Source organism: Octadecabacter sp. R77987 (assembly GCF_042466115.1).
GTDB lineage: Bacteria > Pseudomonadota > Alphaproteobacteria > Rhodobacterales > Rhodobacteraceae > SW4.
This window is the reverse complement of sequence record NZ_JAXHBQ010000001.1, coordinates 385368-409034: the sequence shown is the minus strand read 5'-3', so window position 1 is coordinate 409034 and position 23667 is coordinate 385368. Positions and strand designations below refer to the sequence as shown.

The following is a 23667-nucleotide window of genomic DNA, read 5'->3' as shown; positions in this document are numbered from 1 at the left end:
GACGCAGCTTTGTGATTTTTCCCCTTACGTCACACGACACAATCTGTCGCCAAAGGTAGGGATTCCCTGACTGTCTTTCCTTTGGGTCAAATGCGATTGTAACCTTGTTCCGTGAGTGGTGGCCTAAGGCCGGGAACAGCGGGTGAAACCCTTGTGATTTCAAGGCTCTTTCACCCGCATCCAAAAGCTGGCTGGGCGGGGTTTTCCTGACCCGTCCCGGTCAGCGCCCGTCTGGTTGTTGTCTCATCCCTGTAGCCAACTGGACAGTTACGGCGCTGCATCTCTCCCGGTGCAGCGCCTTTTTGATGCCGCGGATACAAAACGCCCGCCCGAACATGTCAGGCGGGCGTTGTTTGACGCGCAGGTGTTGTGGGCAACTTACCCCTTGAGGGTCTTTGCCACTTCGGCTGCGAAATCTTCTTCTTTCTTTTCGATGCCTTCGCCGACTTCAAGACGCACGAAACCTGTGATGGCAACGCCGGCTTCCTTGGCGGCTTCCTCGACGGTCTGATCGGGGTTCACCACATAGGCCTGACCCAGCAGTGTCACTTCGGAGAGGAATTTCTTCATCCGGCCGACGATCATCTTTTCGATCACCGCTTCGGGCTTGCCGCTTTCGCGGGCAATCTCGATCTGGACCTGCTTTTCCTTTTCCACCAGTTCGGGGTCAAGGTCGGCTTCGCTTAGCGATGCGGGGTTGGCGGCGGCGATGTGCATGGCGACCATCTTGCCGAATGCTTCGTTGTCGCCGTCAAGTGCGACCAGCACACCGATCTTGCCCATGCCATCGACAACGGCATTGTGGACGTAAGATACGACAGTGTTGCCCGAAACAGTGGCCATACGGCGCACCGACATGTTTTCACCGATTGTCGCGACCTTGGCGGTGACGACGTCGGCGACGGTCTTGCCACCCAGGTCAGCGGCCAGCAGTTCTTCGGTCGTGTTCACGCCCTTGGCCACTGCCGCGATGCTGGCAACCATGGCCTGGAAGTCGGCGTTCTTGCCAACAAAGTCGGTTTCCGAGTTCACTTCGACAGCAACGCCCTTGCCGCCTTCGACAGCAACCGCGACCAGACCTTCGGCAGCGGTGCGACCGGATTTCTTGGCGGCCTTGGCCAGACCTTTGGTGCGCAGCCAGTCAACGGCGGCTTCCATGTCGCCAGCGGTTTCGGTCAGCGCCTTCTTGGCGTCCATCATGCCTGCGCCGGTGGTGTCGCGCAGTTCTTTAACCATTGCAGCAGTGATTGCCATCTTTGGTCTCCTTGAAATTGAGAAGGGATCGGGCAGGTCTGTCCCCTGCCCGATTACAATGCCTGAACGCGCAGCTTAGTTGGCCGCGGCGTCTTCGGGTGCAGGTGCTGCGGCCTCTTCGGCGGCGGGTTCGGCGGCAACCTCTGCGACGTCCTCGGCCATCTGCTCCATCTCGCCCATATCGACGCCAGCGGCGCCCAGCTGTGCCGACATCCCGTCAAGGGCCGCACGGGCTGCCAGATCGGTGTAAAGCGCAATGGCGCGGGCTGCGTCATCGTTGCCGGGGATCACATAGTCGATGCCATCGGGCGAACAGTTGGTATCCACCACGGCCACAACCGGGATGCCCAGTTTCTTGGCTTCGGCGATGGCCAGATCTTCCTTGTTCACGTCGATGATAAAGATCAGGTCAGGCGTGCCGCCCATTTCGCGGATACCGCCCAAGGACGCTTCCAGCTTGCCCTGCTCGCGTTCCATGCCAAGGCGTTCTTTCTTGGTCAGACCTTCAAAGCCACGCTCGGAGGCTTCGTCAATCGCCTTGAGGCGCTGGATGGATTTAGACACGGTCTGCCAGTTGGTCAGCGTGCCGCCCAGCCAGCGGTGGTTCATGTAGAACTGTGCGGATTTTTCAGCAGCGTCCTTGATCGGGGCCTGCGCCTGACGCTTGGTGCCGACGAACAGAATGCGGCCGCCTTTGGCCACTGTGTCGCGGATCACGTTAAGCGCCTGGTCCAGCATCGGAACTGTCTGTGTCAGGTCCATGATGTGGATGCCGTTGCGGGCACCGTAGATGTATTGCTGCATCTTTGGGTTCCAGCGTTGCTTCTGGTGACCAAAGTGAACGCCTGCTTCCAAAAGCTGGCGCATGGAGAACTCGGGAAGAGCCATGTCCGTATTCCTTTCCGGTTTAGCCTCGGCGGGGGTATCATCACGGATCAAGTCCGGGACAACCGGTGGATGGTTTGGGATTTCTCCCCAAAACACCCGCCCCCGCCTGCGGGATTAAGTGCGCGCCGTATAGAACGGGTGTCACGGGGGCGCAAGAGCTTTGTTTGGCGGGGTTTGCGCGGAGGCGGGCCGCTGATCACCCGGCGCTTGCGGCTTGAATTCGGGCATGCCTTGCCGCACGGAAATGCCCTGATATACCACCGCCATGACCACCGTTGACCTGACCGAGGATTGCAGCCGTTGCGCCGCCCTGTGCTGTGCGGCCCTGCCGTTTGACAAGGGCGCGCAGTTTGCCATCGACAAACCCGCCGCCGCGCCCTGCCCCAATCTGTCAGCAAACGCGCGCTGCACGATCCATGCAGGGCTGGCAGATGCTGGGTTTGGCGGTTGTGTGGCGTTCACCTGCCACGGGGCGGGCCAGCGCGTCACCCAAGAGGTTTTCAACGGTCAGTCATGGCAGGATGAACCCAGCCTTGCCGCGCCGATGTTCAGCGCCTTTCAGGATGCCCTAAGGGTGCATAACCTGCTGATCCTGCTTGATGAAGCGGCCAAGCTACCCCTGCCCGACCCTGCTACCTGTGCCGCGTTGCGCGCCGAACTGACACCGGATGGCCCGATGACAACCGACTGGCTGCGCCACGTGCTGGCAGGCGATATCAACGCCCGCGTCATGGCCTATCTGCAATCCCTGCGCGATGTTGTCGGGCGCTAAAGAAACACCCGCTCCACGAACCAGTAAGCCCCGACAATCGCGATGGCCACGGACGCAGGCACTGCGACGATCCGCCGGTATGCATGCAACTGGTCGCGCAGGCGGACCGACAGCAGGCACAGGGCAAATACCGCAGCAAGGGGCACAAAGAACACCAGCGGCGACATTTCCAGCGTCTGCGTCAGTTGCGGCCACGACAGGAAGCACATGGCAACCGTGGCCAGCAGCAAGACTGCATACAGGACCGTGGCCTGCATGACCTCGTTGCGGCCCCGATCCACACGGATCGCCTGCACGACGCACAGGAACATCACGGCAATCACGAACAGCTGCCCCACTTCGACCCCGATGTTGAATCCGATCAGGGCGGGCACAAAGGCATAATCGGGCAGGCCGAATTCGGCCAACACGCTGGCAAACCCCAGACCATGCAACAGACCAAAGCCAAAGATGATCAGTGGCCGCCACGGGTTCAGCCCCTTGGCAAAGATGTTTTCCACGGCGACATAGACGATCGAAGCCGCGATCAGCGGTTCGACAATCGCGCCTGATACGTTGACATATCCCAACGCCGCCAGCGCCAGCGTGATCGTATGCGCCAGCGTGAACGCGCTGACCTGCCAGATCAACGGGCGCATCCGCGCGGCAAGGAAAAACAGGCCCAGAACAAACAGGATATGATCCAGCCCCTTGGGCACGATATGATCAAACCCCACAGGGATGTAATCGACAAAGGTTTGCCAGCCGCTGGCCTGATTACCACCGGCGATCTTGATCGGATCGGACAGTGCGCCACCCGCAAGATAGCCGTCATAGGGCGCATCTACACCCATCTGGCGCAGGACCAGCACGCCAAAGCGCGGCGCCCAGCCTACGGTCAGGGTTTCGGCCCCGTCGGGCAGCGGGGCGGTGATCACGAACGTCGAAGCGCGCACGACCTCCACATCGCCCACCGCGGGCACGGTCACGCTGGCAAGGGTCAGCGGAAGGTCTACACCATCGGCCTGTAGCGTGATCCCCCCCGCCATCTGCGGCCAGAAGGCAGTAAATTGCGCCGCCAGGTCATCGGGCGACAGCGCGCGCAGATTGTCATAGGCTGCGGCTTCGGGGGCGGCTTCGGTGTCCTCCAGCCCGTCCAGATCAATATCGGCAACGAAACTTTCCAGATTGGCGCTGATCGACAGGGTCACGGTGCCATCTTCGACGCTCAGGTCGCCGATTGCGGGCAGGACTTCGTGGGCCTGCGCCAATGACGCCATCGTGATCCACAGCGCGAGCGCGGTTGACATCACCGCCGCCAGGGACACCATAGGCTTGTTACCAAAGGAATTGATCATGCGCGCGCTCATCTTTCTATTCTCACTTCTTGCCGGTTCGGTGTCGGCGCACGAGTTCTGGCTGGAACCGCTTGCCTATCAGGTGCCGTCAGACGGTAGGCTTGAAGCCGAGATTGTCAACGGTCAAGCCTTTGAAGGGGTGGAACTTTCGTATCTGCCGCAACGGTTCGTGCGTTTCGAACAATTCGCGGGCCCGCGCGGATTGCCGGTGCAGGGGCGGCTTGGGTCACGACCTGCGTTGAATGCGGCGCCGCTGACCGAGGGGCTGAATGTGGTGATCTACCAGTCCACCACGGCCACCGTCACCTATGACGACTGGGCGAAATTCCAGCGGTTCGTCGATCACAAGGATTTTGGCGATGTGCGCAGTCTGCATGAAGCGCGCGCCCTGCCAGATGCCAATTTCCGCGAAGTCTATGGCCGCTATGCCAAGACCCTGATCAATGTGGGCGTTGGCGATGGCGCGGATATGCGCACGGGGCTGGAAACCGAATTTGTAGCCCTGACCAACCCCTACACGGATGATCTGTCCGCAGGCATGCGCGTGCAGGTGTTTTACGGGGATGATGTGCGTGCCGATACGCAGGTCGAGGTTTTCGACAAAGCCCCCGACGACACGGTCACTGTCACCTATTTGCGCACGGACGCAAACGGGATTGCCGTGGTGCCCGTGACGGCGGGCCATTCCTATATGCTGGATGCCGTCGTGCTGCGCGAACCCGGTGCAGACCTGGCCGCCAGCAGCAATGCCGTCTGGGAAACGCTTTGGGCGAATTTGACGTTTGCCGTGCCTGAATAGCCTTTGAATAATGCAGCACGGCAAAAATTTCTTTCTTGGACGGCACCGCCGGACAGCCCCCGACCGCCCCCATGGGCGGGGGCTTCTCCCCCACCCGCGGTCGGGGGCCGCCCTTTATCAGAGTCGTGAACTTATTGACGCCCGTCGATAGGCGCGCCAAAAGTTCGCCATGACAAACCAACCTGACATCCTGTGCATCGGATCGGTCCTGTGGGACGTGATCGGGCGATCCTCGAGCCATATGCGTGCGGGCAGTGATGTGCCGGGCCGGATCACCCGCCTACCCGGTGGTGTGGCGATGAATATCGCCATGACGCTGGTGCAATTCGGGATGCGCCCTGCCCTGCTCTCGTCCGTGGGCCGCGATGCCGAAGGTAACGAACTGGTCGCCGAATGCGACCGGATGGGCCTGAACACCGATTTCCTTTATCGCAGCGATGATCTGCCCACGGATGTCTATATGGCCGTCGAAGGGGCAAATGGGCTGATTGCCGCGATTGCCGATGCCCATTCACTGGAACAGGCGGGTGCGAAAATCCTGCGCCCGCTCTCGGATGGGCGCCTTGGCGACAGCGCACATCCGTTCAACGGCCCCGTGGCGCTGGATGGAAACCTGACCGAAGACCTGCTGCATGACATCGCCGCCTCGCCCCTGTTTGCCGCCGCTGACCTGCGGGTCGCGCCTGCGTCACCGGGCAAGGCCAAACGCCTGATGGCGCTGCGCAATCACCCCTCGGCCACGCTTTATGTGAACCTCGAGGAAGCCGGACTGCTATGCAACACCGTGTTTGACACGTCAGCCGCCGCCGCAACCGGATTGATCGCCCAAGGCGCGCACCGTGTGCTGGTGACAGACGGTGGCCGATCCGCCTCGGAAGCATCGGGCGACGACATCATCACCCAAACCCCGCCCGAAGTGCTGGTGACGCGTGTGACCGGTGCGGGCGACACCTTCATGGCGGCGCATATCGCAGCCGAAAGTGCCGGCGCAGATCGGGACACCGCCCTTGCACGCGCCCTGCGCGCCGCTGCCACCTATGTATCAGGAGAGACCCCGCGATGATCCACTATGCCCCCGACGTGGCCGCAGCCAAGGCCGCCGGTGCACCTATCGTCGCGCTGGAAAGCACGATCATTACCCACGGGATGCCCTATCCGCAGAACGTCGAAACCGCCCGTCTGGTCGAGGGCGACATTCGCGCGGGCGGGGCCGTGCCCGCCACCATCGCCGTGATCAAGGGTGTGCTGCACATCGGGCTGACAGATGACATGCTTGATGCGCTGGGACAGGCGCAGGACGTTGCCAAACTGTCGCGCGCCGATTTTGCCGCCTGCATCGCGCGCGGTGGCACAGGTGCCACAACCGTGGCCGCAACGATGATCGCGGCACGCATGGCGGGCATTCATGTATTCGCGACGGGCGGTATCGGCGGGGTGCATCGCGGTGCCGAAACCAGCTTTGACATCAGCGCCGATCTGCACGAACTGGCGCAAACGCCGGTGACGGTCGTGGCCGCCGGGGCCAAGGCCATTCTGGACCTGCCAAAAACCTATGAGGTGCTCGAAACCCTTGGCGTGCCGGTGATTGCCTTTGGGCAAGACAGCCTGCCCGCGTTCTGGTCCGCCACATCCGACCTGCCCGCGCCTTTGCGCATGGACAGCGCCGCCGAAATTTCCCGCGCCCATGTCCTGCGTGGCCAGATGGGCCTGCCCGGCGGCCAGATGATCGCCAATCCGATCCCTGCCGCTGATCAAATCCCTGCTGCAACACTCGCCCCCTTCATCAATCAGGCGCTGGCCGAGGCCGAGGCGCAGGGTATTGCCGCGAAATCCGTGACACCCTTCCTGCTGGCGCGCTTGTTTGAGTTGACCAAGGGTGCATCCCTGACCGCAAATATCGCGCTTGTGCGCAATAATGCGCGTCTGGCCGCGGAAATCGCCTGCGAAATGGCCAAGATCGCCGTCTAATCCCCGTGAAACGCAACTGCTCGCTTGTGACTGGCCTGCGCAGCACATAAATCGTAGGCCGACCAATACGGAAACGCGATATGACAAATACCCCTCCTGATCCCCACCGCCGCGGCCTGATCGCGCGCATTCGCGGGAATTTTCTGGCCGGTTTGATCATCATCGCACCCATTGGCCTGACGCTCTGGCTGATCTGGACGGTCGTGGGCTGGATCGATTCATGGGTCTGGCCGTTCGTGCCGCGCGGCTATCAGCCCGAAGAACTGGTCAACTGGGTCAACCAGATGATCCGCGGGCCCGAAGCCGAACGCATCAACGTCAACGTGCGCGGAATCGGTGTGTTCGTGTTCCTAGCCTTCACGGTCTTTGTCGGCTGGCTGGGCAAGGGGCTGATCGGGCGGTCGTTTCTGCGCTGGGGCGAGGGGTTCGTTGAACGCATGCCGGTTGTGCGTTCGATCTACAGCGGTGTGAAACAGATTGCCGAAACCGTGTTTTCCCAGCGCGACACATCCTTTGATAAGGCCTGCCTGATCGAATACCCGCGCAAGGGGATCTGGGCGATTGCCTTTATCAGCATCAACGCCAAGGGCGAAATCAAAAGCAAGATTCATGGCGACAAGGACATTGCGACCGTGTTTCTGCCGACCACGCCAAACCCCACGTCGGGTTTCCTGCTGTTCCTGCCCCGTGACGAGATATTCGAGCTGGACATGAGCGTCGAGGACGCCGCGAAACTGGTGATTTCCGCCGGGCTTGTCTATCCCAACGGCAAAGACCCGACCAAGCCGCCAGCGGTTGTCTAGCGCGTGCTTGCCCCTGCCCTGATCGGTTTTACCACGGCGTTTGCGCTGATCCTTGCGATTGGCGCGCAAAACGCCTTTGTGCTGCGTCAGGGATTGCTGCGCCAGCATGTGTTCTGGCTGTGCCTGTTCTGTGCCGCGTCCGATGCCTTGCTGATCACGGCGGGCGTCGTCGGGTTCGGCGTGATCGTGGCGCAATTCCCGTCCCTGCCCGTTGTCATGGCTTTGGGAGGCGCGGCATTCCTGTTTGCCTATGGCGCGATGCGGTTCTGGGCGGCGTGGAAGGGCGATTATGCGCTGACACTGGCGGGAAAATCCGCCAGCCTTGGGGTGACGCTGGCCACGGCGGCGGCATTCACATGGCTGAACCCGCATGTCTATCTGGACACGCTGGGGCTGATCGGCGCGATTTCGACGGATTTCACGGCACCGCGCGAAAAGCTGGCCTTTGGCATTGGCGCGGTCACATCGTCGTTCGTGTTTTTCTTTTCGCTGGGCTATGGCGCGCGCCTATTGGCCCCTGTCATGCAATCGGCCCGCGCCTGGCAGGTGCTGGACGTGATCATCGGCGTTGTGATGTGGGCGCTGGCGCTAAAGCTGCTGGCCTAGGAAAACATCGCCCGCAAATCGACCGTTTCGCGTTCGTTCAGATCATCAAAGTGATTGGTCAGAAAGGTATCCGCCGCCGCCTGCCCCGCCGCTTTCAATCGCGCCAGAACCACCGGTGTCGCCAGTGTTTTCGTTGCCACGTTCAGGTCATTCATCAGCGGATCGTCGGCAATCATATGCACCAGCACGCGTTTCATCTGTCCCTCGGCCACCTTGCCATCGGCAATCAGACGCTGGACAAATTCAATCGCGCGCAATTCGCGCAATAGCGATGAATTAAAGCTGATCTCGTTAATCCGGTTCTGGATGCTTTGCGGATCGTCGGGCAAGTCATCGCGCCACAGCGGGTTGATGTTCACCACCAGAATATCGTCGGGCAAATGCGCCTCGAACAGCGGAAACAGCGCCGGATTGCCGGTATATCCGCCATCCCAGAATGCTTCGCGCTGCCCCGTTACCGGATCGTCCATTTCGACGGCGCGAAACAGCGTCGGCAGGCAGGCCGAGGCCAGGATCGCATCCGGCACGATCTCGGCACCGGAAAAGACGCGGATCTTGCCGCTGCGCACGTTGGTGGCGCAGATATGCAGTTCGGGGCCGTGATCATCGCAGACCGCATCATAGTGAAACTGCGTGACAATCCGTTCCAGCGGGTTGGAAAACACCGTGCCAAAGCCATAGGGCGAAAACATCCGCGAGGCGGCATCAAAGGCGGCGTAAGCGGGTGAATAGGCCAGCGCCTGCGCCATGAACGGGGTTGCCGGACCAAAGGCCGCGACCCAATCAGTAAAGCCCGGCGCGCTGATCGCACCGATCTGTTCCCACAGCCAATCAAGGTTGGCGCGCGCGCCCTCACGTCCTTTTTCGATCATCCCCGCCTTGAGGGCCGCGCCATTCAGCGCCCCTGCCGAAGTGCCGGAAATCGCCGCAATCTCGATCCGGTCGTCCATAAGGATGCGATCCAGCACACCCCAGGTGAACGCCCCGTGCGCGCCGCCCCCTTGCAGACCAAGGTTGATGCGTTTCACAGCGCGGTCCAGCCGCCATCGACGCTGATCGTCGTGCCGGTGATCTGGGCGGCAGCATCGGAACACAGGAACACGGCGGTGCCGCCCAACTGTTCGACCGTGGCAAATTCCTTGGAGGGCTGGCGCGTCAGCATGACGTTCTTGATCACATCCTCGCGCGACATGTCGTATTCTTTCATCGTGTCGGGGATCTGGCTTTCGACCAAGGGTGTCAGCACATAGCCCGGACAGATCGCATTGCAGGTGATCGGTTCCTGCGCGGTTTCCAGTGCAGTTGTTTTCGACAGGCCGACGATCCCGTGCTTGGCCGCGATATAGGCGGACTTATAGGGCGACGCCGTGAGGCCATGGGCGCTGGCGATATTTATCACCCGCCCCCAGCCAGCCTTGCGCATCAGTGGCAGGGCCGCGGCCGTGGTATGAAACGCGGATGTGAGGTTGATCGCGATGATCGCGTCCCATTTTTCGGCCGGAAATTCGTCAATCGCGGCGACATGCTGGATACCGGCGTTGTTGATCAGGATATCGCATTTGCCCGCCCGCGCGATCAGGTCGCGACATTCATCGCCCTTGGACATATCCGCCTTGATATAGCGCGCGGTCACGCCCGTTTCCTTGGCGATGTCATTGGCCAGCGCGTGATCTTCGTCGCGATCGGTGAACGAGTTGAGCACAACATCCGCCCCCGCCCGCGCCATTTCCCACGCGATGCCCAGACCAATGCCCGAATTGCTGCCCGTAATGACGGCGGTTTTTCCTGAGAGTGTCATGAATGCCTCCTGTGCGTTGCGGGCAATCTGACATGCTGCACCTGCAAAGACCAGAATGGCGACATCACAATTCACAGACCCCCAAAAAGAAAAAAACGCCAGCACAAGGCTGGCGTTAAGTTATTGAGGCAGGTTTCATACAGGCAAGAAACCTATCGAGCAGTGCACTCTTTATAAGCAATCTGTCGCGTGTGTCCAAGCTAAAAGTTTGAAAACACTTGGAACCCTGTTTAGGCTGATCGCCAACAGGCACAGGGAATAAAGGGATTGTCTCCAAAATGGCCACAGAGTTTTTCACAGCCGCGCGCCGGATTGCCGCTACGGCAAGCATCGCGCTTTGCGCCACATTCGCGATCGCCGAACCCCAGCATGGCATAGCTATGTATGGGGACCCGGCCCTGCCACCAGATTTTGCGCATCTGCCCTATGCCAACCCCGGCGCGCCCAGTGGCGGGCGCATCGTCACCGCCGAGGTTGGCAGCTTTGACAGCCTCAATCCCTACATCCTCAAGGGGTCGGTCCCGTGGCAGCTGCGCTTCCTTACCGGAGAGAGCCTGATGGCGCGATCCTTGGATGAACCCTTCACGCTTTACGGTCTTTTGGCCGAATCGGTCGAGACCGGACCGAATCGCGAATGGGTCGAATTTACCCTGCGCGAGGAAGCCCGATTCTCGGACGGGAGCCCCGTCACGGTCGATGATGTGATCTGGTCCTATGAAACCCTCGGGACGGTCGGCCATCCGCGCTATCACGGGTTCTATGGCAAACTTGCCAGCATCGAAGCGACCGGCGAGCGCACGGTGCGCATGACCTTCAACACCGAGGACCGCGAGCTGGCCCTGCTGGCCGGTATCCGCCCGATCCTGCAAAAATCCCAGTGGGAGGGCATTGATTTCGCCGAAAGCGGTCTGGACGTGATCCCCACCACATCCGGCCCCTATCAGATCAGCGACTTCGAGGCGGGCCGTTTCCTGGAACTGACCCGCAACCCCGATTACTGGGGGTATGATGTCGTGCCGTTTGTGAACGGGCTATACAACCTTGATACGATCCGGCTGGAATTCTTTGGCGATGAAACCGCCGCGTTCGAGGCCTTCAAGGTCGGCGAGGTCAATTCCAACCGCGAATTCAACGTCGCCAAATGGGAAAGCCAGTATAACTTTGAAGCGATTACCGCAGGTGACGTTGTGCTGTCGGTCTTACCCCATGCGCGCCCCAGCGGGATCACCGGTTTCGTGATGAACACGCGCAGCCCGCAGTTTGCCGATATCCGCGTGCGCGATGCGATGATCCATGCCTTCAACTTTGAATTCATCAACGAGGCGATGACCGGAAGCGCGCAGCCGCGCATCACGTCCTATTTCAGCAACTCGCCGCTGGCGATGCTGGATGGCCCCGCCACGGGGCGCGTCGCCGAATTTCTGGAACCATTTGCCGATAGCATACCGGCGGACGCAATCAGCGGCTATGCCCTGCCCGTCGGGGACGGGTCCGAACGCAACCGTGCTGGCACTGCCGCCGCCCTCGATCTGATGGAACAGGCGGGTTACACGGTGCAGGACGGGGTGATGGCGGACGCCGATGGCAATCCGTTCACGTTTGAAATCCTGCTGGAATCGGGCAGCAGTGAAAATCAGGCGATCATCGACATGTATGTGCAGTCGCTGGAACGGATTGGCGTGACGCCCACGGTTGCCGTTGTCGACAGCGCGCAGGGCAAGGAACGCACTGACGCCTATGATTTCGACATGACCTATATGCGGCGCGGGTTGTCCCTGTCGCCCGGCAATGAACAGAACCTTTACTGGGGTTCGCTAGCTGCAAATGAACCGGGCGGGCGCAACCTGATGGGTGTGGAAAGTGCCGCGATTGACGCGATGATCGACCGCTTGCTGACCTCGCCATCCCAGGATGATTTTCTGGCCGCAACCCGTGCGTTGGACCGTCTGCTGACATCGGGGCGCTATGTGATCCCGATCTACCAGTGGAACATCAGCCGTATCGCTCACGACAAGAACCTGCATTTCCCCGACACCATGCCGATCTTTGGCGACTGGCCCGGCTGGCAGCCCGACGTGTGGTGGTACGAGGAAGGGTAAACAAGTGCGTGCCCGCGGGCGGTGCCTTTCGCATGATGCAACGCGGCCCGTTTGCACGATACAAAATCCAGCGGCACCCGAAGGAAACTTCGGGTGCTGCTTGCGTTGAACGTCGGCTGTGCGGATCAAAGCTGCCGTTTCTTATTCTCGCGTATTCGGATGCGGCTGATCCAGAACATTGGCGTCACGCCCGCGGATCTGGCCCGCATCTACACAAGAGAACCCGTCGCGAAGGCGCGCGGCTGTGTGATCGTCAGGGACCAAGCGGTCAACCGCGCGAATGTCCCGCCAGAACGTCATTTTGGCCAGCCAAGTATGTCTTCAGTCGGTCTTGCACCAACTTCAATTGCTGCGTTGTGTCCGTATCCACGTGATGGGCGACCCAGACAGGCACGCTGATCGGCGGCATGCGCGTCAGCTTCTTTAAACGCGCGTCGCCATCACCCACAAAACACGGCAATGCGGCAATGGCGCCAGAGTGCACCGCCAATTCGCGCAATGTCAGAAAACTGTCGCTGGCCGTTGTAAGCGTTTCGGGGTCAAGCTCTTCTGCCATCCATTTCGCCGCGACGGATCGTGACAGTGGCCCCGCCAAACCGTGCCATAAATCCGCATTTTCATCAGTCGCATAGGCCGCGAAACCGATCTTGCTAACCGCGTCACCCACCAGTTCTTCTGACAATTTGATGGCAGGGCGAACGACCAGATGCGCTTGTTCGCGGATCAAATCCAGATGGGTGTTGCTGCTAAGAAGCGTGACATTGCAGCGATGGTCTTCGCCGGTAATCTGGGCAGCGAAATCGGGCAGGACCAAGGCACAAAACGTATCGGTCGAGGTCATTCTCACATCGCCGCCCAATACGGCGCGCCCGCCGCTGGCAAGGCGGGCAACTTCATCCATCGCTGTCTGCGCCTCTTGCGCTGCGTCGATGACATGCGCCCGATCAGGCAACAGTTGATACCCCTTGCGGGTTCTCTCGAAAACCGGCGCCCCGTGGCGGTCCTCAAACGCGGCGACGTGGCGCAGAACGGTCGCGTGATTGACGCCAAGCTGTTTCGCAGCCCGTAATACTGAACCAGTTTCGGCAACTGTCAGCACGTAGCGCAGATCGTCCCAGTTTTCGTTGTGCATATTCAGGCACCCAATTGCGCAATTTTTCTCACTGTTGCCATATTTTCGAACAGCTACGCTCTGGGCAAGCCTTTTTCACGTCTCAAGGGAGTCCTTACACATGCGCATACCTTTCTTTGCCTGCCTTGCCGCTGCTGCCGTCTCGGTTGCCGCCTACGCTGTCGCGGATGGTCACATCAGCGACGAGCAAATTGAAACCTCCATCAAGGCCCGTCAGTCCCACATGCAGCTCTATTCGTTCCATATGGCGACACTGGGTGGAATGGCGCAGGATAAAATGCCTTATGACGCCGCCGCCGCATCTGCCGCCGCTGACAGCATTGTCGCTCTGACGACATTGTCCCAGTCCCGCTATTGGTTGCCGGGAAGCGACAGCGACTCCGTCGAAGGATCACGCGCACTTCCGGCGATCTGGGCAGAAGGTAGCGATGTTGGTGACAAGGGCGCCGCCCTCGTCGAAGCGGCATTGGCGATGCAGGAAGCTGCTGGAACCGACCTCGACGCCTTGAAAGCTGCAATGGGTCCGCTTGGCGGCGCATGTGGCGACTGTCATCGCAGCTATCGCGTGCGCAACGAATAAGACAGCCGCGCGATCGCCCAGACCGAACGGGCCATTCGCCGCATCGGATCAGGCCTTCACGATGGGCCTGCGCAATACCTGTCGCTTGCCTCGTTACGACTTGACGAAGCACTTGATGGGCAAGAAGCGCCATCCAAAGACGCGGGACTGGTGCGCGAAGCCCTCGATAAGGCGCTGGCGATGAGGGTTGAGGGCTTCATAAGGTGTCTCCTTGGACTGGTTTGGATGCCCTCAGGGTCTTTTGCCGCCGCGAAATTCAATACCGACGAAGGGCCGTGCAAATGCACGATTTGGTCTGATGGTGTGTCAGACCAATGGCCTAAAGGCTGCCCCGACGGCGCATGGTCGGCAGTAAATGGTTGTAACGCGAAACCTGCCCCGTCGCGGCCATACCAACGCGGTATTTCGAACACCGCTTTGCCGGACGCACCTTGGCCAAGCGCAACAACACATCTGCAACGCCGCGACCAATGGCCGACCTTGTCTCGACGATGAACATGTCCGATCCGGTCAAGGGTCAGCTTTGCGCTGCTCGCAGATTGCAGAAGCTGCCGCCAAGACGAAAACGATGATCACCGCGACGAACCCAAGTCCGGTGCCAAGCACGGAACAAATCACCGCAATCGCGATTGCCCCGAAGAAATAGCAGATTTCGATTTTGGAAATCGCTTCGGATCTCAGGCTGAACAGGGCCAGTTCAGTCATGTGGTCTTCCTATTCAACACGCGGACGCAGGCGGGGCACCTGTCATAAATCTTTTACAGAACTGTCACATTGCGGCACGCCAAAGACCCGCCTTGGGTCGGACCAAGGGCTGAAAACCAACAGGCTGCGCACCTCATTAATCCATACTTGCGATAACTTCGCTGGCATTGGATCACATGGGAACGTCATGGACTGTCGACCAAAGGCGCTCTTGCAGTCACAATGGGCCTAAACTCAGGTGGTCCGAAGACATGATCCGGAAATTTATAGCGACCAAAGGCAAGGTCATTTTTCAAGCCGGGCAGGAATGCCCGGGGTTCGTGATACTGTCCGAAGGCACGATCAAGGTCACGCTGTCCGGCACAAGCGGGCGCGAGGTCGTCCTATATCGTGTGAACCCGGGCGAAATCTGTCTGCAGACATTTTCCTGCCTAATAGATGCAAAAAACTACAGCGCCGAAGGCGTCGCAGAAACCGATCTGGAGGGGGAGCTGATCCCCGCAGACCAGTTCAAGACCCGCCTTGCCGATGACGCCGCATTCAGAAATCGGATCATGGCTTCGGTTGCCGCGCGCTTTTCCGACTATCAGTCGCTCGTTGAAGAGGTCGCCTTGACGCGCTTTGATGCACGCTTGGCACGGACACTGCTGCGTCTGGCGGACGGAGCGGGCGTTGTTGCCCTGTCGCATTCGGCTCTGGCAACCGAGACCGCCTCGGGGCGCGCCTACGTGACCCGTCGGTTGTCAGAATTCGTTCAGCAAGGACTGGTAGAACAGCTACCCAAAGGCGTCGCAATCCTCGATGAATCCGCTCTGCGTCAGGTCGCCGCAGACAGGCGGTGACACTGTCACCGCTGAAACGCGCGGGCTGTTGTTATGATATGCTATCAACTCTTGAAAGGAGATCATCAACATGACCAAGAATGAAGGAACTCTCGATCGTGCCTTGCGGGTCATTGTCGGCTTGGCATTGCTGTCACTTGTTTTCGTAGGCCCGCAAACTCTGTGGGGATTAATTGGCATCGTTCCGCTGGCAACGGGCCTTGTCGGAACCTGCCCGATCTATTCCGTTCTCGGGATCAGCACCTGCTCGATCAAAGGGTGATCTGGCGACGCGGATGAACAATGCGGCGGCCCCACAGATGCTTTGGGGCCGCTGCGCCTTGATTGCGGGCGGGCCAACATCACGCAGCGTCACCGCAGCCGACCTCAATCGTCATGCCGCACGTTGCATCTGTCTTTTGCGGTCGGTTGTGCTTTGCAAACGCCAGAGGTTGTGCCACGTTCTGTCGTGAAACCGCTACAAACATCCCCTATGGGAACCTTATGAATAACCTTGTCCCCTGCACCGGTCACGCGGTCCGCGCGATCCCGTTGGAATCTATCCTGAACGACCTTGGCACCGGGCGCCTGCGCGCCCATTGGCGGGGCGACGATCCTGTCGCCGAACCCGACTGGGACGCCGCATTTAAAACGGCCTGTGACAGCCTGAAAAAACGCGCCAAGACACTGCTGGCATTGCCGATTGAAACGATGGAAAAGGGCGCATTGCGCGCCACCCTGAACCGGATCGGCAAGCTGTGATGCGGCGGCTGTGCAGCGAATTCATCGGCACGGCGTTCCTGCTGATCGGCGTTGTCGGATCGGGGATCATGGGCGCGGCGCTGGCGCAGGGTAACGACGCGGTGGCCCTGCTGGCCAATGCCATTGCCACTGGATGCATCCTTTATGCGATCATCACCACGCTTGGCCCCATATCGGGGGCGCATTTCAACCCCGTGGTCACGCTTGCCTTTGCGCTGCGCGGTGAACATCACTGGCGCGATGTGGCCCCCTATATCGGGGCACAGATCGCCGGTGCAATCATCGGCGTCTGGCTGACACACCTGATGTTCGACATGTCGATCCTGCAGACCTCGACCACCATGCACCGCACAGGGCTGGGGCAATGGACCTCGGAAATCATCGCCACCCTTGGCCTGTTGTTCGTGATCTTTGGTGGTGTGCATCACCGCCCCGATGCGGTGCCCCCGCTTGTGGGCCTGTATATCACGGGGGCGTATTTCTTTACCTCATCGACCAGTTTTGCCAATCCGGCCGTCACGATCGCGCGCGGATTCAGTGATACATTTGCCGGTATCTACCCCGGCCATATCGCGATGTTCATCCTCATGCAGCTGGTCGGCCTTGGCCTTGCGCATCTGATCCTGCCGCGCCTGTTGCGCACCCTGCCCTGACTGCGGCCTTTTCACCAAGCCCTGATGTGATAGAGGGTGTCGCGCTGGCCGTGTCTGCTGGCAATTCATCGCCAGCCACAAGGGAAACACCGCCATGGTCAAGCTTGATATCATTTCCGACCCGATCTGCCCTTGGTGTTACATCGGCAAGGCCAATCTGGACGCCGCCCTGATCAAGGTGCCCGACCATCCGTTCACCATCGAATACCATCCTTTCCAGCTCAACCCCGACATGCCCGCAGGCGGCATGGACCGGCGCGAGTACCTTGAAACGAAATTCGGCGGCAAGGAGGGCGCGGTGCAGGCCTATGCCCCTGTGCTCGAGCGGGCCGAGGCCGCCGGGCTGGCGATCAATTTCGACGCGATCCAGACCACGCCCAACACCCTGAACGCGCACCGGCTGATCCATTGGGCAGGGATCGAGGGGCATCAGATTTTCGTGGTGCAGAAACTGTTCGAGGCCTATTTCGTCGAAGGGCGCGATATTGGCGACGCCGAAGTGCTGGCCGATGTGGCCGACAGCGCGGGTATGGACGCGGCCCTTGTGACCAAACTGCTGGCCAGTGACGCCGACATTGACGATATCCGCGCGCGCGATGTGCACAGCCGCAAGATGGGCGTGCAATCAGTGCCGACATTTATCGTCGCCCAAGCCCACGCGGTGCCGGGCGCACAACCAACCGAAACGTGGGACACCGTGATCGCCGAGATCATGGCGCAAATCGAAAACGCATGATCACGGCGCATCTGCCATCGGGCTATGTTCTGGGGCGGCTTTGGCCTGCCGCGCCGCTGGTTCTGCCTGCGGCCGTTCTAGGCGGCATATTGCCCGATTTCGATATGATCTGGTTTTATCTGGTCGATGATCGCGCATTTCACCACCACCGCTATTGGGTGCATATTCCTGCGTTCTGGGCGATTGTGGCCGTGGTTGCCCTGCCCCTTGTTGCCCTGTTTGCGCGCCGCTACCTGATGGCGGCATCGGCCTTTTTCGCTGCCCTGCTGTTGCACCTCTGCCTTGACACCATCGCAGGCGATATCCTGTGGCACTGGCCGTTTTCCAATCAATTCACCCATCTTGTGACGATCCCCGCGCGCTGGGACAACTGGGTGCTGAATTTCGTGCTGCACTGGGTCTTTGCCCTTGAACTGGCCATCTGGGCGCTGGCCGCCACGCTTTATCCGAGGCGCCCATGACACCGCCCACCGCCCGCCTGTCGCAACTGGAATTCGTGGCCCTGATCGCGATGATCATGGCGACGGTCGCCTTTTCCATTGATGCGATGTTGCCCGCCCTGCCCGCAATCGCCGCCGAACTGTCGCCCGATGCCCCCAACCGCGCGCAATTGATTGTCACGAGTTTTGTGTTGGGTATGGGGCTGGGCACGTTTTTTACCGGCCCGCTTTCGGATTGGTTCGGGCGCAAGCCGGTAATGATCGCAGGCGCGTTGATCTACTGCATCGCGGCTCTGTTTGCTTGGGCCGCGCCCACGCTAGAGGCATTGCTGGCCGCGCGACTGTTGATGGGGTTGGGGGCTGCCGGGCCCCGTGTTGTCGTGCAGGCGCTTGTGCGGGATCTTTATACCGGGCGCGATATGGCCCGGATCATGTCCTTTGCGATGCTGATCTTTGCACTTGTGCCGGCCCTTGCGCCGTCCATTGGCATGATCATCATTGCCTTCGCCGGATGGCATGCTGTTTTTCTGGCGTTTGTCGCGTTTTCCGGTGTCACGGTGGTCTGGCTTGGTCTTCGCCAGCCGGAAACCCTGACGCCGGCGTTGCGCCGCCCGCTCCGGTTTGGCCCGATCTTTGCGGCGGCGGGCGAAGTCCTGCGCCACCCGACGACCCGTTTGTCAATTTTCATTCAGACACTTGCGATGGGAATGCTGTTCGCTGTGATTTCCAGCACGCAGCAGGTATTTGACCTGACCTATGGACAAGGCGCGCAATTCCACTTGTGGTTTGGCGGGATCGCCATTCTCGCGGCCTCGGCCAGCCTGTTGAATGCGCGCATTGTCGGGCGGCTGGGGATGCGGCCGATCATCAAGGTGACGTTCCTGATGCAAGTGGGCGCATCGGCGCTGATGATCACGGCGGTGTTTGCCGGACTGCCAAACCAAATCGAGCTTTTGGTCTATGCGGCATGGACCCTTACGGTGTTCTTTCAGGTGGGTATGACATTGGGCAACCTGAACGCGTTGGCCATGGAACCGATGGGACATATCGCAGGCACGGCAGCCTCCGTGATCGTATCAGTGTCCACGATTGGCGCGGTCGCGATTGCCGCGCCCGTGGGGCTGGCCTTTGACGGAACACCACTGCCACTCGCCCTTGCTTGCATGATCTGCGCCGCGATTGCGTTCTGGCTGACAACGCTGATCCGGCGGGACAGCGACGGTTAAGGACAGCGGCGGCTGCAAAGGTTCTCGCAAGGAATTCCGTCACCATCCCCGTCACGGCGCGTGTGCCCGCAGACGCGCAGCTTGTAACAGGCTTCCTCGCAGCTTCTTATCTGGGTGCATGTGGTGTTGGAGCAGTTGAATGCCTGCACATTGCGCAGGTTTGCAAACAACGGATGGTCAAGCGTGACACGTGGTGGCGCGATCCCTTCCGCAGCGCCAACAGTCCCCGCCAGGACCAAACTGATAACCGCAAACGCCCGCATGACATGCCTCCGCCGGCCAAAGGTTAACGGTTCGTTAACGTTGCGCCCAGCTAATTCGGGCGCTTGTGTCGCTTTGACCACGCCGAACTTCTTTTGTTCAAAAAAACCTCCGGGGGGAGTCCTTCAGGACGGGGGGCAGCGCCCCCCACTCACCGCCCCAGCGTAAAGGGTCAGGCTTTGGATGTTCTTACGATATAGGCTGCAATCAACAATGAACTCACGATCGCAACGCTGAAAACGTAAACGGTTGCGCGATCCTTGATCTTAACCTTGGCGCCCAGAATTTTGATATTGATGACGTAGTCAGGTTCGGTAGGTGGCATGGCAGGCCCCGCTATGTGGTGTGCAAACATGCATCCATTATAGGCATCGCTCACACCAGCGTGAGTTTTTTGGAAATGCAGAAACAAAACAGGAACACGAATTGATGCCCGCAACATGCTGCGCCGGGTTGAATTGATGCACCTATATGCAGGCAGGCTAACGCATCGGAAAATCGACATATCAATTCTCGTGATGCCGATTCTGCACCGCGGCGCAGGTAAGTTGCCTTGTTTCGAATCGCTGGCTCAGCTCACCCTTTTGCTTTTTCCGCTTCCTTAACCTTCGCCGCCAGATCGCGGGCGATGCCGAAGGCGCCCTGAATTTTGTCGCGTTCCTTGGTCCAGTCGCGGCGGATGACAATCTTGTTGTCGCGCACCTTGGCCAGCCCGCGCTGGTCCTCGATAAATTCGACCAGCCCCTTGGGCGACACGAACTTGTCGTTGTGGAACTGGATCGTCGCACCCTTTGGCCCGCCATCCAGTTTGGCGATCCCTGCCCGTTTGCACATGGCCTTGATGCGCACGACCAGCATCAGCGTGTTCACCTCGCGCGGGAGCGTTCCGAACCGGTCGATCAATTCGGCGGCGAACCCTTCCAGTTCAACCTTTGTTGTCAGGTCCGACAGGCGGCGATAAAGGCCCAGACGCACATCCAGATCAGGCACGTAATCTTCGGGGATCAGCACCGGCACGCCCAGATTGATCTGCGGCGACCATTCGCCATCGTCTTGCAAGCCTTCGGCTTCGCCGGAACGTATCTTGGATATCTGTTCTTCCAGCATCTGCTGATAAAGTTCGTAACCAACCTCGTTGATCTGGCCGGATTGTTCTTCGCCCAGCAGGTTGCCCGCACCGCGAATATCCAGATCCTGACTGGCCAGCGTGAAGCCGGCCCCAAGGCTGTCGAGCGAACCGAGCACGCGCAGGCGTTTTTGCGCGGTGTCGGTCAGTTTCGCGCGTGGCTTGGTCGTAAGGTAAGCATAGGCGCGCGTTTTGCTGCGCCCTACCCGTCCGCGAATTTGATAAAGCTGCGCCAGCCCGAACATATCCGCGCGATGCACGATCATCGTGTTGGCCGTGGGAATATCGAGGCCGCTTTCGACAATCGTCGTGGCCAGCAGCACATCGTATTTGCCGTCATAAAAGGCGTTCATCCGGTCATCAAGTTCGCCTGCCGCCATCTGCCCCGTAGCGGTCACATAGGTCACTTCGGGCACCTGATCTTGCAGGAATGTTTCGATTTCCGGCAGGTCGGCAATGCGCGGCACCACAAAGAAGGACTGCCCGCCGCGATAGTGTTCGCGCAACAGTGCCTCGCGGATGGTGATCGTGTCAAACTCGGACACATAGGTGCGGATCGCCAGACGGTCGATGGGCGGTGTGCCGATAATCGACAGATCACGCACACCGGACAAACTTAGCTGCAAAGTCCGTGGGATAGGCGTCGCAGTTAATGTCAGCACATGCACATCCGTGCGCATCTGTTTCAGGCGTTCCTTGTGCTGGACGCCAAAGTGCTGTTCCTCGTCGATGACCAGCAAACCAAGGTTCTTGAACCGGATGGATTTGGCCAGCAAGGCATGGGTGCCGATGACGATATCCACTGTGCCGCGCGACAGGCCATCACGCGTGGCGGCGGCATCCTTTGCGCTCACAAAGCGCGACAAGGGTCTGACATTGATGGGAAAACCGCGAAAGCGTTCCGCGAACCCCTTGTAATGTTGCCGCGCCAACAACGTGGTCGGTGCGATGATTGCCACCTGCACACCCGACATGGCCGCCACGAACGCGGCGCGGATCGCCACTTCGGTCTTGCCAAATCCCACATCGCCGCAAACCAGCCGGTCCATGGGCCGCCCTGATGACAGGTCAACCAACACGTCCTCGATCGCCTGCAACTGGTCCTCGGTTTCCGCATAAGGGAAGCGCGCAAGGAACTGGTCCCACATGCCCTCGGGCGGGTCAAAAACGGGCGCGGTGCGCAGGGCACGCTCGGCAGCCACGCGGATCAGGCGTTCCGCCATCTGGCGGATACGCTCTTTCAGCTTGGCCTTTTTCGCCTGCCACGCGCCGCCGCCAAGTTTATCCAGCAACCCGACCTCGTGGCCAAATTTGCTAAGGAGTTCAATGTTTTCAACCGGCAGATACAGTTTCGTCTGTTCCGCATATTCCAGAAGCAGGCATTCATGCGCCGCGCCCAGTGCCGTGATCACCTCCATCCCCGTATAGCGCCCGACCCCGTGATCCACATGCACCACCAGATCGCCGGGCGTCAGGCTTTGGGTTTCGGTCAGGAAGTTGTCGGCGCGCTTTTTGCGCTTGGTCTGGCGGATCAGACGATCGCCCAGCACGTCCTGTTCCGAGACCACGGTAATACCCGGTGCGTCGAACCCGTGTTCCAGCGCCCAGACGGCCAGATGCACACCGCGTTTGCCCACGCGCGACATATCGGTGACGGGGATCGCTTCGGCCACGCCTTCGTCCTCGATCAGCCCCGTCAGGCGTTCGCGCGCGCCTTCGGAATAGCTGGCGATGACAACGGGACCATCTTCAAGTTTTGCTTTAATATGGGCAGCCAATGCACCGAAAAGGCTGATGTTTTCCTGCTGTCGTTCAGGTGAAAAATTGCGTCCGATCCGCCCGCCTGCATCAATCACACCTGCGCCGGTGGCCTGTGGCAGCGGGCTGAAGTGCAGCACACGGCGCGCGCCTATGGCGGCATTCCACGCGCCGTCATCCAGATAAAGGGTTTCCGGCGGCGCGGGCTTATAGACCGTATCCATATGCGACTTTTGCTGCATCGCCTCGCGGCGCGCATCGTATTGATCGGCAATCGCATCCCAGCGGGCCACGCGCTGCGCGGTGAACTGGTCATCCAGCGTGACGGTCGCATCGGGCAGATAATCAAACAGGGTTTCCAGATGATCATGGAAAAAGCCCAGCCAGTGTTCTTCACCTGCGTGTTTGCGCCCCGCGCTCACCGCCTCATACAGCGGATCGTCCGACCCTGCCGCGCCGAACGCGATGCGGTAATTCTGGCGGAACCGCGTGATCGCCGCCTCGTCCAGAATGATCTCGGAGACTGGGGCGAGTTCCACGCGGTCCAGTTTTTCAGTGGTGCGCTGTGTTGCCGGATCAAAGCGGCGCGCGCCGTCCAGAATATCGCCGAACAGATCAAGGCGCACAGGGCCGCTTTGCCCCGGCGGATAAACATCAATGATCCCGCCGCGCACGGCGTAATCACCGGCTTCCAGCACGGTCGGGCTTTGGGTGAACCCCATGCGCACGAGAAAGGATTTCAGCGCCGCCTCGTCAATGCGTTCGCCAACATCCGCTGTGAATGCCGCCTCGCGCAGGACCGCGCGCGCGGGCACCTTTTGGGTTGCCGCATTCAGCGTGGTCAGCAGGATAAACTGCGCCGGCATCCCCTGCACCAACCCCGCCAGCGTGGCCATGCGCGCAGCCGAAACATCGGCGTTGGGCGACACGCGATCAAAAGGCAGACAATCCCAACCCGGAAAGGTGATCACCGGCACCGCAGGCGCAAAAAACCGCAAGGCGGCCTGCATCGCGGCAAGGCGTTTGTCGTCGCGCGCGATATGCATGACCGGCGCGCCGGATGTTTCCATTTCCTGAACGACAAGGCGGGCGTCAAAGCCTTCGGGCGCACCCGATACGGTGATATGTGCAGGTTTTGCCACG

The 23667-nt window shown here is 60.1% G+C and carries 26 protein-coding genes; 15 read left to right on the top strand and 11 right to left on the bottom strand.

Annotation, left to right across the window (positions count from 1 at the left end):
- Nucleotides 1–378: 378 nt before the first annotated feature.
- Both tsf and rpsB read right to left on the bottom strand, forming a co-directional pair.
- Nucleotides 379–1254 (bottom strand): translation elongation factor Ts, encoded by an 876-nt coding sequence (gene tsf, locus SJY21_RS02035; RefSeq protein ID WP_377505459.1) that lies wholly within the window; start codon nucleotides 1252–1254, stop codon nucleotides 379–381.
- 75 nt (nucleotides 1255–1329) lie between these two features.
- Nucleotides 1330–2142, bottom strand: coding sequence for a 30S ribosomal protein S2 (rpsB, locus tag SJY21_RS02030; RefSeq protein ID WP_377505456.1), 813 nt, complete (start codon nucleotides 2140–2142; stop codon nucleotides 1330–1332).
- A gap of 265 nt (nucleotides 2143–2407) precedes the next feature.
- Here rpsB and SJY21_RS02025 point away from each other — a divergent pair, with 265 nt between their 5' ends.
- The gene (locus SJY21_RS02025; protein WP_377505453.1) at nucleotides 2408–2914 is read left to right on the top strand and encodes a hypothetical protein; all 507 of its coding nucleotides are present in this window, start codon (nucleotides 2408–2410) and stop codon (nucleotides 2912–2914) included.
- On the opposite strand, the gene SJY21_RS02020 is transcribed toward SJY21_RS02025, so the two are convergent.
- Nucleotides 2911–4251 carry a HupE/UreJ family protein gene (locus SJY21_RS02020; RefSeq protein ID WP_377505451.1) on the bottom strand — a complete coding sequence of 447 codons (1341 nt, stop codon included), beginning with the start codon at nucleotides 4249–4251 and terminating at the stop codon, nucleotides 2911–2913. The genes SJY21_RS02025 and SJY21_RS02020 overlap by 4 nt on opposite strands.
- On the opposite strand from SJY21_RS02020, the gene SJY21_RS02015 reads away from it, so the two are divergent.
- The 5 genes from SJY21_RS02015 (at nucleotide 4250) to SJY21_RS01995 (ending at nucleotide 8427) form a co-directional block, all read left to right on the top strand.
- A complete protein-coding gene (locus SJY21_RS02015; protein ID WP_377505448.1) occupies nucleotides 4250–5050 on the top strand; it encodes a DUF4198 domain-containing protein in 801 nt (266 codons plus the stop codon). The two genes, SJY21_RS02020 and SJY21_RS02015, sit on opposite strands and share 2 nt — an antisense overlap.
- A gap of 169 nt (nucleotides 5051–5219) precedes the next feature.
- On the top strand, nucleotides 5220–6113 hold the full coding sequence (locus tag SJY21_RS02010; RefSeq protein ID WP_377505445.1) for a PfkB family carbohydrate kinase: 894 nt from the start codon (nucleotides 5220–5222) through the stop codon (nucleotides 6111–6113).
- The gene (locus SJY21_RS02005) at nucleotides 6110–7018 is read left to right on the top strand and encodes a pseudouridine-5'-phosphate glycosidase (protein ID WP_377505442.1); all 909 of its coding nucleotides are present in this window, start codon (nucleotides 6110–6112) and stop codon (nucleotides 7016–7018) included. The genes SJY21_RS02010 and SJY21_RS02005 overlap by 4 nt, the downstream gene beginning before the upstream one ends.
- Before the next feature lie 80 nt (nucleotides 7019–7098).
- Nucleotides 7099–7821, top strand: a complete 723-nt coding sequence (locus SJY21_RS02000; protein ID WP_377505439.1) for a DUF502 domain-containing protein — start codon at nucleotides 7099–7101, stop codon at nucleotides 7819–7821.
- Nucleotides 7822–7824: 3 nt separating this feature from the next.
- Nucleotides 7825–8427, top strand: a complete 603-nt coding sequence (locus SJY21_RS01995; RefSeq protein WP_377505436.1) for a LysE/ArgO family amino acid transporter — start codon at nucleotides 7825–7827, stop codon at nucleotides 8425–8427.
- Here SJY21_RS01995 and SJY21_RS01990 read toward each other — a convergent pair.
- Together SJY21_RS01990 and SJY21_RS01985 are read right to left on the bottom strand one after the other, a co-directional pair.
- Nucleotides 8424–9455, bottom strand: a complete 1032-nt coding sequence (locus tag SJY21_RS01990) for a patatin-like phospholipase family protein (protein WP_377505433.1) — start codon at nucleotides 9453–9455, stop codon at nucleotides 8424–8426. The genes SJY21_RS01995 and SJY21_RS01990 overlap by 4 nt on opposite strands.
- Nucleotides 9452–10225: a 3-hydroxybutyrate dehydrogenase gene (locus SJY21_RS01985; RefSeq protein WP_377505430.1), complete on the bottom strand. Its 774-nt coding sequence runs from the start codon at nucleotides 10223–10225 to the stop codon at nucleotides 9452–9454. The genes SJY21_RS01990 and SJY21_RS01985 overlap by 4 nt, the downstream gene beginning before the upstream one ends.
- 278 nt (nucleotides 10226–10503) lie before the next feature.
- On the opposite strand from SJY21_RS01985, the gene SJY21_RS01980 reads away from it, so the two are divergent.
- Nucleotides 10504–12324 (top strand): extracellular solute-binding protein, encoded by a 1821-nt coding sequence (locus SJY21_RS01980; RefSeq protein WP_377505427.1) that lies wholly within the window; start codon nucleotides 10504–10506, stop codon nucleotides 12322–12324.
- A 268-nt stretch (nucleotides 12325–12592) separates the two neighbouring features.
- Here SJY21_RS01980 and SJY21_RS01975 read toward each other — a convergent pair whose 3' ends face one another.
- Nucleotides 12593–13456, bottom strand: coding sequence for a LysR family transcriptional regulator (locus tag SJY21_RS01975; protein ID WP_377505424.1), 864 nt, complete (start codon nucleotides 13454–13456; stop codon nucleotides 12593–12595).
- Nucleotides 13457–13556: 100 nt separating this feature from the next.
- Here SJY21_RS01975 and SJY21_RS01970 point away from each other — a divergent pair, with 100 nt between their 5' ends.
- Nucleotides 13557–14036: a c-type cytochrome gene (locus SJY21_RS01970; RefSeq protein ID WP_377505421.1), complete on the top strand. Its 480-nt coding sequence runs from the start codon at nucleotides 13557–13559 to the stop codon at nucleotides 14034–14036.
- Nucleotides 14037–14355: 319 nt separating this feature from the next.
- Here the strand turns inward: SJY21_RS01970 and SJY21_RS01965 are convergent, their stop codons facing one another.
- The gene (locus tag SJY21_RS01965; RefSeq protein WP_377505418.1) at nucleotides 14356–14550 is read right to left on the bottom strand and encodes a hypothetical protein; all 195 of its coding nucleotides are present in this window, start codon (nucleotides 14548–14550) and stop codon (nucleotides 14356–14358) included.
- Nucleotides 14547–14741 carry a DUF4956 domain-containing protein gene (locus SJY21_RS01960; protein WP_377505415.1) on the bottom strand — a complete coding sequence of 65 codons (195 nt, stop codon included), beginning with the start codon at nucleotides 14739–14741 and terminating at the stop codon, nucleotides 14547–14549. The genes SJY21_RS01965 and SJY21_RS01960 overlap by 4 nt, the downstream gene beginning before the upstream one ends.
- A gap of 251 nt (nucleotides 14742–14992) precedes the next feature.
- Here SJY21_RS01960 and SJY21_RS01955 point away from each other — a divergent pair, with 251 nt between their 5' ends.
- From SJY21_RS01955 to SJY21_RS01925, 7 genes are all read left to right on the top strand, one after another.
- Nucleotides 14993–15583, top strand: a complete 591-nt coding sequence (locus SJY21_RS01955; RefSeq protein ID WP_377505412.1) for a Crp/Fnr family transcriptional regulator — start codon at nucleotides 14993–14995, stop codon at nucleotides 15581–15583.
- 70 nt (nucleotides 15584–15653) lie between these two features.
- Nucleotides 15654–15845, top strand: a complete 192-nt coding sequence (locus SJY21_RS01950) for a DUF2892 domain-containing protein (RefSeq protein WP_377505409.1) — start codon at nucleotides 15654–15656, stop codon at nucleotides 15843–15845.
- 221 nt (nucleotides 15846–16066) lie between these two features.
- Entirely contained in the window at nucleotides 16067–16324 is a 258-nt protein-coding gene (locus tag SJY21_RS01945) for a hypothetical protein (RefSeq protein WP_377505406.1), read from the top strand.
- Complete coding sequence (locus SJY21_RS01940; protein ID WP_377505403.1) at nucleotides 16324–16977, top strand: MIP/aquaporin family protein; 654 nt, start codon at nucleotides 16324–16326, stop codon at nucleotides 16975–16977. Before SJY21_RS01945 ends, SJY21_RS01940 begins: the two co-directional genes overlap by 1 nt.
- Nucleotides 16978–17071: 94 nt before the next feature.
- Nucleotides 17072–17713 carry a DsbA family protein gene (locus SJY21_RS01935; RefSeq protein ID WP_377505400.1) on the top strand — a complete coding sequence of 214 codons (642 nt, stop codon included), beginning with the start codon at nucleotides 17072–17074 and terminating at the stop codon, nucleotides 17711–17713.
- Nucleotides 17710–18174: a metal-dependent hydrolase gene (locus SJY21_RS01930; RefSeq protein ID WP_377505397.1), complete on the top strand. Its 465-nt coding sequence runs from the start codon at nucleotides 17710–17712 to the stop codon at nucleotides 18172–18174. The genes SJY21_RS01935 and SJY21_RS01930 overlap by 4 nt, the downstream gene beginning before the upstream one ends.
- Complete coding sequence (locus SJY21_RS01925) at nucleotides 18171–19379, top strand: multidrug effflux MFS transporter (RefSeq protein ID WP_377505394.1); 1209 nt, start codon at nucleotides 18171–18173, stop codon at nucleotides 19377–19379. The genes SJY21_RS01930 and SJY21_RS01925 overlap by 4 nt, the downstream gene beginning before the upstream one ends.
- Here the strand turns inward: SJY21_RS01925 and SJY21_RS01920 are convergent.
- The 3 genes from SJY21_RS01920 to mfd form a co-directional block, all read right to left on the bottom strand.
- Nucleotides 19376–19642 (bottom strand): excalibur calcium-binding domain-containing protein, encoded by a 267-nt coding sequence (locus SJY21_RS01920; protein WP_377513110.1) that lies wholly within the window; start codon nucleotides 19640–19642, stop codon nucleotides 19376–19378. The genes SJY21_RS01925 and SJY21_RS01920 overlap by 4 nt on opposite strands.
- Before the next feature lie 170 nt (nucleotides 19643–19812).
- Entirely contained in the window at nucleotides 19813–20082 is a 270-nt protein-coding gene (locus tag SJY21_RS01915) for a hypothetical protein (protein WP_377505391.1), read from the bottom strand.
- Between the two features lie 134 nt (nucleotides 20083–20216).
- Entirely contained in the window at nucleotides 20217–23666 is a 3450-nt protein-coding gene (gene mfd, locus SJY21_RS01910; RefSeq protein ID WP_377505388.1) for a transcription-repair coupling factor, read from the bottom strand.
- Nucleotide 23667: the final 1 nt, after the last annotated feature.

What these genes read in the sequence shown, in the direction of transcription:
- SJY21_RS01920 (WP_377513110.1), bottom strand. Translation starts at nt 19,642, where the DNA reads ATGCGGGCGTTTGCGGTTATCAGTTTGGTCCTGGCGGGGACTGTTGGC.
- SJY21_RS01940 (WP_377505403.1), top strand. Translation starts at nt 16,324, where the DNA reads ATGCGGCGGCTGTGCAGCGAATTCATCGGCACGGCGTTCCTGCTGATC.
- SJY21_RS01925 (WP_377505394.1), top strand. Translation starts at nt 18,171, where the DNA reads ATGACACCGCCCACCGCCCGCCTGTCGCAACTGGAATTCGTGGCCCTG.
- SJY21_RS01950 (WP_377505409.1), top strand. Translation starts at nt 15,654, where the DNA reads ATGACCAAGAATGAAGGAACTCTCGATCGTGCCTTGCGGGTCATTGTC.
- SJY21_RS02000 (WP_377505439.1), top strand. Translation starts at nt 7,099, where the DNA reads ATGACAAATACCCCTCCTGATCCCCACCGCCGCGGCCTGATCGCGCGC.
- rpsB (WP_377505456.1), bottom strand. Translation starts at nt 2,142, where the DNA reads ATGGCTCTTCCCGAGTTCTCCATGCGCCAGCTTTTGGAAGCAGGCGTT.
- SJY21_RS02010 (WP_377505445.1), top strand. Translation starts at nt 5,220, where the DNA reads ATGACAAACCAACCTGACATCCTGTGCATCGGATCGGTCCTGTGGGAC.
- SJY21_RS01975 (WP_377505424.1), bottom strand. Translation starts at nt 13,456, where the DNA reads ATGCACAACGAAAACTGGGACGATCTGCGCTACGTGCTGACAGTTGCC.
- SJY21_RS01970 (WP_377505421.1), top strand. Translation starts at nt 13,557, where the DNA reads ATGCGCATACCTTTCTTTGCCTGCCTTGCCGCTGCTGCCGTCTCGGTT.
- SJY21_RS02015 (WP_377505448.1), top strand. Translation starts at nt 4,250, where the DNA reads ATGCGCGCGCTCATCTTTCTATTCTCACTTCTTGCCGGTTCGGTGTCG.
- SJY21_RS01915 (WP_377505391.1), bottom strand. Translation starts at nt 20,082, where the DNA reads ATGTTGCGGGCATCAATTCGTGTTCCTGTTTTGTTTCTGCATTTCCAA.
- SJY21_RS01930 (WP_377505397.1), top strand. Translation starts at nt 17,710, where the DNA reads ATGATCACGGCGCATCTGCCATCGGGCTATGTTCTGGGGCGGCTTTGG.
- SJY21_RS02020 (WP_377505451.1), bottom strand. Translation starts at nt 4,251, where the DNA reads ATGATCAATTCCTTTGGTAACAAGCCTATGGTGTCCCTGGCGGCGGTG.
- SJY21_RS02005 (WP_377505442.1), top strand. Translation starts at nt 6,110, where the DNA reads ATGATCCACTATGCCCCCGACGTGGCCGCAGCCAAGGCCGCCGGTGCA.
- tsf (WP_377505459.1), bottom strand. Translation starts at nt 1,254, where the DNA reads ATGGCAATCACTGCTGCAATGGTTAAAGAACTGCGCGACACCACCGGC.
- SJY21_RS01955 (WP_377505412.1), top strand. Translation starts at nt 14,993, where the DNA reads ATGATCCGGAAATTTATAGCGACCAAAGGCAAGGTCATTTTTCAAGCC.
- SJY21_RS01935 (WP_377505400.1), top strand. Translation starts at nt 17,072, where the DNA reads ATGGTCAAGCTTGATATCATTTCCGACCCGATCTGCCCTTGGTGTTAC.
- SJY21_RS01980 (WP_377505427.1), top strand. Translation starts at nt 10,504, where the DNA reads ATGGCCACAGAGTTTTTCACAGCCGCGCGCCGGATTGCCGCTACGGCA.
- SJY21_RS01945 (WP_377505406.1), top strand. Translation starts at nt 16,067, where the DNA reads ATGAATAACCTTGTCCCCTGCACCGGTCACGCGGTCCGCGCGATCCCG.
- SJY21_RS01985 (WP_377505430.1), bottom strand. Translation starts at nt 10,225, where the DNA reads ATGACACTCTCAGGAAAAACCGCCGTCATTACGGGCAGCAATTCGGGC.
- SJY21_RS01960 (WP_377505415.1), bottom strand. Translation starts at nt 14,741, where the DNA reads ATGACTGAACTGGCCCTGTTCAGCCTGAGATCCGAAGCGATTTCCAAA.
- SJY21_RS02025 (WP_377505453.1), top strand. Translation starts at nt 2,408, where the DNA reads ATGACCACCGTTGACCTGACCGAGGATTGCAGCCGTTGCGCCGCCCTG.